Genomic DNA, 6529 nt, shown 5'->3' with positions numbered 1-6529 from the left:
TCATCCGTTTCTGGAAATCCGCCAGTCCCAGACTGGAATAGGTGGAGGTATAGCCGTAGGTTGGCAGCACATGGTTGGTGCCCGAGGCATAATCGCCCGCGGACTCCGGCGACCAGTCGCCGAGGAAGACCGAACCGGCGCTGATGACGTCGTCAACCAGCTCGCGGGCATTGCGGGTCTGGATGATCAAGTGTTCCGGGCCATACTGGTTGCTGATCTCAACGCACTGAGCCAGATCGCGGGTAACGATCACGCGGCTGCTGGCCAGCGCCTGCGCGGCGATTTCGCGGCGCGGAAGCTGACTAAGCTGCTGTTCGACCGCCACGGTGACGGCCTGAGCCACCTCGCGATCCGGCGTCAGCAGAATCACCTGCGAGTCCGGACCGTGCTCCGCCTGAGAGAGCAGGTCGGAAGCGATAAAGTCCGGCGTTGCGCCGCTGTCGGCAATCACCAGCACTTCGGAAGGCCCGGCGGGCATATCGATCGCCGCGCCATCCAGACGCTGACTCACCTGACGTTTGGCTTCGGTCACGTAGGCGTTACCGGGGCCGAAGATCTTGTCCATCTTGGGAATACTTTCGGTGCCGAACGCCATCGCCGCTACCGCCTGCGCGCCGCCCAGCTGGAAGACTTCCTGCACGCCGCACAGCTGCGCCGCATACAGAATTTCATCCGCAATCGGCGGCGGCGAGCACAGGATGACGCGGTTGCAGCCCGCCAAGGTTGCGGGCGTCGCCAGCATCAGCACGGTAGAAAGCAGCGGTGCAGAACCGCCGGGAATGTAGAGTCCCACGTTGGCGATAGGGCGGGTCAGCTGCTGGCAGCGAACGCCCGGCTGGGTTTCAACATCCACCGGCGGCAGTTGCTGCGCCTCGTGGAACGTTTTGATATTGCGTACGGCAATCGCCATCGCCTGTTTGATGTCATCGCCCAGACGGTCGGCCGCGGCGTCGACGTCCTGCTGACTGATGCGCAGGTTATTCACCTGCACTTTGTCGAATTTGGCGCTGAAGTCACGCAGGGCGCTGTCGCCCTCGTCTTTAACGCGATCCAGAATGTCGCTGACGATCGTGGTAATGCGATCAGACGCGGAAATCGCCGGACGGGTGAGCAGCTGTTGCCGCTCTTGTTCTGAACAGGTCTGCCAATCAATCAGTGTTTCGAAGCTGTTCGACATGGTGATTACTCCATCATCTTCTCAATCGGCAGCACCAGAATAGAGCTGGCGCCCAGCGCTTTCAGTTTTTCCATCGTTTCCCAGAACAGGGTTTCGCTGCTCACCATGTGCATGGCGACGCGGCTTTTCTCTCCGGCCAGCGGCAGAATAGTAGGACGTTCGGCGCCCGGCAGCAGCGAGATGATTTCGTCCAGACGTTCGCTCGGCGCGTGCAGCATGATGTATTTGGATTCACGGGCCTGAATCACACCCTGCATACGCGTCAGCAGTTTGTCGATCAGCTGCTGTTTCTCCGCCGGCATTTCGCCATCGCGCTGGATCAGGCAGGCTTTAGAACGGTAGATGACTTCAACTTCGCGCAGTCCATTGGCTTCCAGCGTCGCACCGGTGGACACCAGATCGCAGATGGCATCGGCCAGACCCGCGCGAGGGGCGACTTCAACGGAGCCGTTCAGCAGGCAGGATTTGAAATTGATGTTTTGCTTATCGAGGTACTGCTTCAGGAGGTGAGGGTAGGACGTGGCGATGCGTTTGTTTTGCAGGCATTGAGGACCGGTATATTCCTCATCCAGCGGCATCGCCAGCGACAGGCGGCAGCCGCCGAAATCCAAACGGCGCAGCGTAAAGTAACGCGGGTCTTCGCCCTGAGCGCGACGGTCGAGTAATTCTTCCTCCAGCACGTTTTCGCCGATGATGCCCAGATCGACGACGCCGTCCATGACCAGCCCCGGGATATCGTCATCGCGAACGCGCAGGATATCGATGGGCATATTCTCAGCGAAAGCGATGAGACGTTGCTGCTGTAGATTGATTTTAATCCCGCAGCGGGCCAGTAACTCGCGAGATTCGTCGCTCAAACGGCCTGATTTCTGCATCGCAATGCGTAAACGTGTTTTATCCAGCATATAAACCTCAATTTTCCTGTCTGATGCGCCTGTTGATGCAGGCTTCTTTTAAAAACGGGGGGCCATAAAAAAACCCTCGGAAGATGATCTTCCGAGGGCTCTCTTTAGCATTCTGCGCCACTGGAAGATCTAGATGTCTTCCAGCACCAATCGCCTGAAAGACTAGTCAGGATGATGGTGATGATGGTGGTTGAACAGAGTGCTTAACATAATATTTTCCACTAATGTCGATGAATTTATTTCCGTCTGGGACTTAACCTAAACCAAGTCGTGTCAGTTATGCAACCGTTTTTTACCTCTCTGCGGGCATTTGATGTTGCTATGGTTAATTGAGCGTGAATAGTGGGTGAGAAACCAAGCCGGTTACGGCAGGAGCGAAAAATGAAAAAAGTGTCGATTATCGGGTTAGGCTGGCTGGGTATGCCGCTGGCATTGGCGTTGATGGGCCGAGGGTATCAGGTAGCCGGAAGCAAAACGACAGACGACGGCGTAGAAGCGGCGCGCAACGTTGGGATTGAGTGTTACCGCCTGCGTTTGACGCCGCAGCCGGAGTGCGACGCTCGTGCTTTGGAAGCGCTGCTGAAAACGGATGCGCTGATTGTCACGCTGCCGCCAAGCAGGGTCTCCCAAGAGGGCGCGCACTATCTGGATGCGGTGCAGGCGATTGTCAACAGCGCGTTGGCCTATGGGGTTCGCCGCATTGTGTTTACCAGCACGACATCGGTGTACGGAAGGACGCAGGGCACCGTGAAGGAGAGCAGCGCGCTACAGCCCGAAACCGCGACAGCGCAGAGCATTGTTGAGCTGGAGCAGTGGCTGCATGCGCTGCCGAATACCGAAGTGGATATCGTTCGGCTTGCTGGTCTAGTGGGCGCTGAGCGTCATCCGGGGCGTTTTCTGGCCGGACGCCTCGACGTGCCGAATGGCAGCCACGGCGTCAATCTGGTTCATCAGGAGGATGTGGTGGCGGCTATTTTCCTGCTGTTACAGCTGCCGCACGGCGGGCACCTCTACAACCTGTGCGCGCCGCTGCATCCTTCCCGAGAGATTTTTTATACTGCGCAGGCGCAGCGTCTGCACCTGGATCCACCCCGATTTTTGGCGGGCGACCCGGCGACGGCGCGCCTGGTCGATGGGCAGCTTATCTGCCGTGAACTGGGGTTTGAGTATTTGCATCCGGACCCGATGACGATCCCGCTCAACTGACGAAGCCGTTTCAGCCGCTATTTTTTCGGTACAGGCGGCGAGGATGGCCGATTTTCCCGTATAGCATCTGCACTTCGAGAAAATGATTCTCCAGACTGTGCTCCAGATAACGGCGGGCGGTCGTTTTGCTCAGTCCCGTGCGGGCGACCACTTCGTCGACTGAAAACAGCGTGTCCGGAGCGTCATGAAAGATCTGCTGGATCAGATTCAGAGTGTTTTCCTCAATGCCCTTTACCGTTGAACCCGTCGGCGCGGCGCTCGACTGCAGCTGATACAGCACGTCCACGTTCTGCTGGTCGACGAATTTGTAGGTGTATTGCGCCTTAACGAACTGGATGAAGCGCTCTAGTGATGAGCGCAGCCGGGGGTAGGACACGGGTTTGATGATGTAGTCGAACGCGCCGCAGCGGATTGCCTGCGCGCAGGTATCCATATCGCTCGCGGCCGTGATGAAAATGACCGAACAGTTCATTCCCTTCATGAGTTCGCTCTCGATCAACGAAATGCCTTCGCCATCCGGCAGATAGTTGTCCAGCAGCATTAATCGAGGGCGATGCTGCTGAAGCAGTCGCCGCGCTTCCTGCAGCGTAGAAGCGATACCGACGATGCGTAGGTTGAAATTCTTTTCAATAAACTCGGCATGAATGTCGGCCAGTCGTTTTTCATCTTCGACAATCAATATCTCGAAGTTTTCGACCGATTTGTCCGTCGACGACGTGGGTTTCTCAATTGACATGATGCTCTGTGTTCCTGTTGGTCTCTGTCTGGTGAATCTCGGTAAGGTGCCGGGGAATAAATACGGAAAAAATGGTGCCTTGCGGCGGGTTGGCGGACACCTCAATCACCCCTTGGGCCTGATTGACATAATTGGCGACCAGATGAAGCCCCAGCCCATGATCGCCGGAGGTTTTGCTGGTGACGCCCATATCAAAAATGCGGTCGGCGATCGCCGGGGAAATACCGGTGCCTTTGTCGGCGATTTCAATCACCAGCTCCCGCTCATTATCGTGAATATAAACTTCGATAGGTTCGTGTGGCCGCGGGCTGGCCAACGTGGCTTCCATCGCGTTATCCAGCAGATTGCCGATGATCGACATTAACTCCGTCTCACGGAGTGCGCCCGGGATAACCTGCAGCTGGCAGCGAGGATCGAAAAACATTTGCAGACCCTTCTCCCGCGCGCTGGCGTATTTCCCCAGCAGCAGCCCGCACAGGGCGGGGGCGCTGAAACGCGCGGAGATAAAGTCCAGCGTAGCCTGCGCGCCCTGTGATTGCGCTTCAATGTAGCGAATGGCTTCATCGTAGCGCTCCAGATGCAGCAGCCCGGCCAGTGTCGCCGTCCAGTTCAGCTGCTCATGGCGCAATATCCGCAGGCTGCTGGCGTAGCGTTTGACCTGGCTGAGCTGGAGGCTCAGCGTGTGGAGATCGTTTTTATCGCGAAAGCTGATGACCCAGCCCTGCAGCTCGTCTTCCAACATAATGCGTACGCGGCTGGCGATGACGGTGACGTGATTGAAACGGCAAATTTCGTCGTGGGTATCGCTGGTCCACATCTCATCGCTGGAAAAGAAGGGGACGGATTTGATGACTTCGTCTATCGGCCTGCCACGGAGCGTCACGGCGGGATCGTTCAGTTCCAGCAACGTTTTTGCCGAATGGTTGATGGCGGCGATGTGTGATTGTTTGTCGATGGCGATGACGCCCTCGTCGATGGATTCGAGCAGCGCCTGCTGTTGGCGCACCAGCAGTTTGATTTCCTGCGGTTCCAGCCCGAACATCTGCTTTTTGAGATTGTGTGAGAACCACCATGAAAACAGGAACAATGCGATGAAGATCGCCACGATTGCCAGCAGGACGTGGCTGACATTACTCAGCGACAGGCTGTCGATATGCGTTTTCAGGTAGCCGACGGAGACGATGCCGATGACCTCGTTACCGTGCATAATCGGCGCTTTGCTGCGCAGAGAAATACCGGTGCCGCCGTGGCGTAGGGTGATCGTCGTCTTGCCGGCCAGCACATCCGCGTTGTCGCCGCCGACCATCTGGCTGCCGACCAGAGATGCATCCGAGGAGTGAAACAGATGCACGCCGCTGCGGTCGCCAATCACGATAAAGCTGGCGTCGCTGTTCTGTATTAATTTCTGTCCTAAAAGGTCGATGGCGGGGATATCGCGTTGCTGCACGCTGGTGATCAGTGACGGGATCACGGCGATCTCTTTCGCCTGCACCTGTGCCCGACCGCCTAGCTCATTGTAGAGGCGTTGAGATGTTGCGCGGTAATAATAAAGGCTGCCCATCGCTAATAGCAGGGAGAAAAAAATCATCAGATAAATGAAGAGTCTGAGATGAAAGGAAAGCCTAAATGCCATGTTGCGCTAACACCACTAAGTTTGTTTTTCTTAAAGTTCAATCTAGCATGAAAGAAGTGCAAGGGGATGAGCAGTACCCATTCTTGTGAGCGCCGACAGATAAGTCGTAGGCAGGATTAATATCCACCGGCATATATGTAGACATTCATGGGCAAAGTAATTCGATAATGAACATTTCAATTACCTTTTTATAACATAATCAGGGGATATTTCCGCCAGCGATATCGGGATAAAAATTAACGGCATATTCATGAAAATTGTTTAATAATGTTAACTTGGTAACCACTTGTTTTTTATCAAATTAATAATTAAAACTTTAAAAACCATAAGTGCCATTAAAACTCATTTTTCAATTTGAAGGTTATCACACAATAATGGGTTTTGACCTCCTAATATGGCTGGTAAAATAATATAAGGGGGATAGGGCATGAGTACGACAGATGATTCATATATCGTTGTAAAGGATAAGACCTCTGTGAAGCGTTCGCTGAAAGAAAAATGGTGGTACGTACTGGATACATACAAAGTCGGTATTATTCCTCTGCCGCTATTTCTTCTTATCGGTGTATTAATCGCGCTCGACTGTCTGGATGGCAAGCTCCCCAGCGATATTGTCGTGATGGTCGCGACGCTGGCGTTTTTCGGTTTTGCCTGCGGGGAATTCGGCAAGCGTTTGCCGATTATCGGTAAAATGGGCGCCGCCGCCATTTGCGCTACCTTTATCCCCTCGGCGCTGGTGTATTATGGGCTGCTGCCGAAGGTCGTCGTTGACTCCACCACGCTATTTTATAAGTCCACCAACATTCTCTACCTCTATATCTGCTGCATTATCGTAGGCAGCATCATGAGCATGAATCGGGACACCTTAATCC

6 protein-coding genes and 1 other annotated feature are annotated in these 6529 nt (G+C 54.8%); of the genes, 2 read left to right on the top strand and 4 right to left on the bottom strand.

What is annotated here, in order from left to right:
- Both hisD and hisG read right to left on the bottom strand, forming a co-directional pair.
- A partial coding sequence (gene hisD / locus Q7O77_RS13065; protein WP_304168031.1) for a histidinol dehydrogenase occupies positions 1 to 1177 on the bottom strand: 1177 nt, incomplete at its 3' end.
- Between the two features lie 5 nt (positions 1178 to 1182).
- Positions 1183 to 2082: an ATP phosphoribosyltransferase gene (gene hisG / locus Q7O77_RS13060; protein ID WP_085651643.1), complete on the bottom strand. Its 900-nt coding sequence runs from the start codon at positions 2080 to 2082 to the stop codon at positions 1183 to 1185.
- A 64-nt stretch (positions 2083 to 2146) separates the two neighbouring features.
- Positions 2147 to 2269, bottom strand: a sequence feature (His leader region).
- A 194-nt stretch (positions 2270 to 2463) separates the two neighbouring features.
- Between hisG and Q7O77_RS13055 the strand changes: the two genes are divergently transcribed.
- On the top strand, positions 2464 to 3288 hold the full coding sequence (locus Q7O77_RS13055; protein ID WP_304168028.1) for an SDR family oxidoreductase: 825 nt from the start codon (positions 2464 to 2466) through the stop codon (positions 3286 to 3288).
- A gap of 10 nt (positions 3289 to 3298) precedes the next feature.
- On the opposite strand, the gene Q7O77_RS13050 is transcribed toward Q7O77_RS13055, so the two are convergent.
- Positions 3299 to 4024, bottom strand: coding sequence for a response regulator (locus tag Q7O77_RS13050; RefSeq protein WP_304168025.1), 726 nt, complete (start codon positions 4022 to 4024; stop codon positions 3299 to 3301).
- Positions 4014 to 5657, bottom strand: a complete 1644-nt coding sequence (locus tag Q7O77_RS13045) for an ATP-binding protein (RefSeq protein WP_304168022.1) — start codon at positions 5655 to 5657, stop codon at positions 4014 to 4016. The genes Q7O77_RS13050 and Q7O77_RS13045 overlap by 11 nt, the downstream gene beginning before the upstream one ends.
- Before the next feature lie 427 nt (positions 5658 to 6084).
- Here Q7O77_RS13045 and Q7O77_RS13040 point away from each other — a divergent pair.
- On the top strand, positions 6085 to 6529 hold a 445-nt coding region (locus Q7O77_RS13040), incomplete at its 3' end, for a 2-hydroxycarboxylate transporter family protein (RefSeq protein WP_304168019.1).

It is taken from the genome of Lonsdalea britannica (assembly GCF_946477055.1).
GTDB lineage: Bacteria > Pseudomonadota > Gammaproteobacteria > Enterobacterales > Enterobacteriaceae > Lonsdalea > Lonsdalea britannica_A.
The sequence above is the reverse complement of the archived record's forward strand: the minus strand, read 5'-3'. Positions and strand labels throughout refer to the sequence as shown.